This window comes from Arthrobacter sp. M2012083 (genome assembly GCF_000281065.1).
Taxonomy (GTDB): Bacteria; Actinomycetota; Actinomycetes; order Actinomycetales; family Micrococcaceae; genus Arthrobacter.
This window is the reverse complement of sequence record NZ_AKKK01000059.1, coordinates 1-2,732: the sequence shown is the minus strand read 5'-3', so window position 1 is coordinate 2,732 and position 2,732 is coordinate 1. Positions and strand designations below refer to the sequence as shown.

General features: G+C 59.8%; 3 protein-coding genes, 6 tRNA genes and 1 pseudogene. 1 reads left to right on the top strand and 9 read right to left on the bottom strand.

The annotated features are described in order from the left end of the window. Window positions 1-11: 11 nt before the first annotated feature. The 5 genes from A477_RS0119480 to A477_RS0119460 form a co-directional block, all read right to left on the bottom strand. Window positions 12-86, bottom strand: a tRNA-Val gene (locus A477_RS0119480). Between the two features lie 23 nt (window positions 87-109). Next, a tRNA-Gly gene (locus tag A477_RS0119475) sits at window positions 110-182 on the bottom strand. A 57-nt stretch (window positions 183-239) separates the two neighbouring features. After that, a tRNA-Val gene (locus A477_RS0119470) sits at window positions 240-314 on the bottom strand. 39 nt (window positions 315-353) lie between these two features. Further along, window positions 354-424: transfer RNA gene (locus A477_RS0119465), tRNA-Cys, on the bottom strand. A 46-nt stretch (window positions 425-470) separates the two neighbouring features. Next, window positions 471-543: transfer RNA gene (locus A477_RS0119460), tRNA-Gly, on the bottom strand. 251 nt (window positions 544-794) lie between these two features. On the opposite strand from A477_RS0119460, the gene A477_RS0119455 reads away from it, so the two are divergent. Then, window positions 795-869, top strand: a tRNA-Val gene (locus A477_RS0119455). Window positions 870-1,101: 232 nt separating this feature from the next. Here the strand turns inward: A477_RS0119455 and A477_RS0119450 are convergent. The 4 genes and pseudogenes from A477_RS0119450 to A477_RS22580 form a co-directional block, all read right to left on the bottom strand. Beyond that, window positions 1,102-1,479, bottom strand: coding sequence for a hypothetical protein (locus tag A477_RS0119450; RefSeq protein WP_017200548.1), 378 nt, complete (start codon window positions 1,477-1,479; stop codon window positions 1,102-1,104). A gap of 107 nt (window positions 1,480-1,586) precedes the next feature. Next, window positions 1,587-1,802, bottom strand: a complete 216-nt coding sequence (locus A477_RS0119445) for a hypothetical protein (RefSeq protein ID WP_017200547.1) — start codon at window positions 1,800-1,802, stop codon at window positions 1,587-1,589. Window positions 1,803-1,974: 172 nt separating this feature from the next. Further along, window positions 1,975-2,454 (bottom strand): hypothetical protein, encoded by a 480-nt coding sequence (locus A477_RS0119440; RefSeq protein WP_017200546.1) that lies wholly within the window; start codon window positions 2,452-2,454, stop codon window positions 1,975-1,977. Between the two features lie 62 nt (window positions 2,455-2,516). Further along, window positions 2,517-2,732, bottom strand: a pseudogene (locus A477_RS22580) (hypothetical protein); the annotation flags it as partial.

Below are 2,732 nucleotides of genomic sequence, written 5' to 3'. Positions count from 1 at the left end.
TTGCCTTGTTTTGGTGGGCGATACTGGGATCGAACCAGTGACCTCTTCCGTGTCAGGGAAGCGCGCTACCGCTGCGCCAATCGCCCGTTACCGGGTCCTTCAAAAGGAGAGCGGACGACGAGATTCGAACTCGCGACATCCACCTTGGCAAGGTGGTGCTCTACCAGCTGAGCTACGTCCGCACATGCTGCCTGCCGGGCTAATGCCTGGCCTTCAACAACAAACAAGTTGCCTTGTTTTGGTGGGCGATACTGGGATCGAACCAGTGACCTCTTCCGTGTCAGGGAAGCGCGCTACCGCTGCGCCAATCGCCCATGCATCCAGCCAACAGCTGGAAGACATGGTTTTCACCGAGGTGGGTACGGGATTCGAACCCGTGTATACGGCTTTGCAGGCCGCTGCCTCGCCTCTCGGCCAACCCACCGTGTAAGCAGGATTCCGAGGAATTCTTGCCTTGACAGTGCCTTGCGAGCGGACGACGAGATTCGAACTCGCGACATCCACCTTGGCAAGGTGGTGCTCTACCAGCTGAGCTACGTCCGCAGTGTCGTTTCGACGGGCAGCCCTTCAGGCATTCCGTCGCTTTCCGACGAGTAAAAACTCTATAGGAGGTTCCTGCAAACTCCAAATCGGTAGCTTGCTTTTGAAGGAGAAGCCGCTTGGATCCTTGTATCTAAGCGGATTTCCGTGAGTTTCATGGCTGTAATTCCACGCTTGTAGTTCGAGGGCCGGGAAGAGGCCGTGAGCCGTTTTTGCATTCCGGCGATGGTCCGTTAGTGTTTTCTATGCACCCGGGGCGATTGGCGCAGTGGTAGCGCGCTTCGTTCACACCGAAGAGGTCACTGGTTCGAACCCAGTATCGCCCACCAACAGAAACCCCCGGAATTCCGGGGGTTTTTTGGGTTTTCGAGGCTTTCTCGCTCGCCGGGTGGCACCTGCGCGGGACTCGCACATGAGGTTTCCTGGCGGCACAAGGGTCAGGAGGGATGCCCTCCCTGACGCTCCACCGCACCAAGTGCCACGATGAATCCGGTGGTGTTAGAAGATGACGCTGGGGTGCGGCCACTGCGGCGGCGGTTTGGGGACAACCGCAGCATTCGCTCAGTAACCCCTTGAGGGCTGGGCTTCCACTGGCAACTTCATCAGGTACTCAGCCAGGAGCCCTGAAGCGATGACCATGCGGTATGTCGTGTCAGTCTTGATGGTTCTGTCGGCTTCCTCCGCGATGGAATCGTCCACCACGAGTTGCCCGCACGAGGTGTCGAGCTTATAGGACGTGCGGCTTCGGTTCTCATGGGAAATGACCACGTTCTTGGTGGTGCAGACCTTTTCTGATGTGGGCCGTAAAATTTTCTCCACCGCCGGAGCACCGAAGGACAACACCACAATCACTCCCACGCTGACGAGGTACGTTCGGACCCGGATCTGCGATGGTTTGTTGCGGGGTGGCGCCCCATGTTCTGGTGGTTCCTCGCTCATGGCTTGATTCCTTCCGGTCGTTGCTCGTACCAGATCAGTCTTACCCACCAAGGGTCAGCCACCTGCGACGGTGGGATCCGAAGATCCCAGGCGGCTGGTGTTGTTGCTCACATCCAACGGATCCCGGAGATGTCGATGCCGCCGTTGTAGAACACCCACACAAGCCAGGCGGCTGGCTCCATCTTCCGTGCCTGGGCGATGGCGGCGGGGGTGATTCCTGTGCGCTCCAACTGCTCGAGTCGGTTGTTCCAGTCCTCGAGGACCGCGCTGCTCGCAGCCGGGCCTCGGCGTGCCGCAGCGGTACCGGCAAGACGTTCCGCCATCGCTCGAAGGTGACGCCCTTGCTCCTTGTGAGCACGTGGGCTCAGGACCCGACCACCTCCAACCGCCCGTCGGCGCATCACATCGAGCCGCCACGCAAGGAGTGCCAGAAGTACAAGTACCAGCGCGATCGCAGGCATCCATAAAGCAACCTGTCCAGACGTGAACCCACGTTCATCGGCTGCGCCCGACACGATCCTGAAACCAAAGAGAGCAGCAACCACCAATCCGACCACCGACGTGCACACGCTTCCATAACGTGCGGCAGGCGTTGCGGGCACCGGAAGGAGGAGCACCACGGCAAATCAACACAATCCCGATCTGAGCGGCAGGTAAGGCCACCGAGGCTGCCTGTTCCGCGGAGATAGAGGCGTTCTTCCGTCCTGCCGGGCCGAACATCACAGCTGCGGTCAGTGCGGCCAACATACCCATGCCCAGAAGAACTCCCCACACGGCCTGCCACAGATTAATTCCACGTGCAGTCGCTTCCTTCTGCCACCCCGCAAACTCCCTGCGACGCTGATGCAACACCCACAAATCGCGAAACAGCGCATGCTTCGCACTGCCATCCAGAGCAATGGCTTTCGCTGCCGCATGGGCTACAGCGATGACACCGCTATGGCCGCCTTCCAGCGTGACCGCGGCCTTCTTCATCCCCGATACCTTCCACAGCGGTGCGTCAGCAACCAGAGCCGGCCGGGCAAACGCGGCACACGCTACTTCAGCGTGACCGTGGTTTCGGCCTTTTCCTTCTTGTCATGGTCCAGCTTGCCGTCAGCTGCAGCAGGAGTCATGGTCGCCTCGATCTCGGTTTCCTTGCCCGCGGTGTAAGCGAAGTTCTCCGCAATATTGAAGGACTCGCCCGGCTTCAGCACGAACGGGGCGTCTTCCTTCAGCTTGGTGCCGGAGCTGCTGAGCCCGTGCTTCTTGTA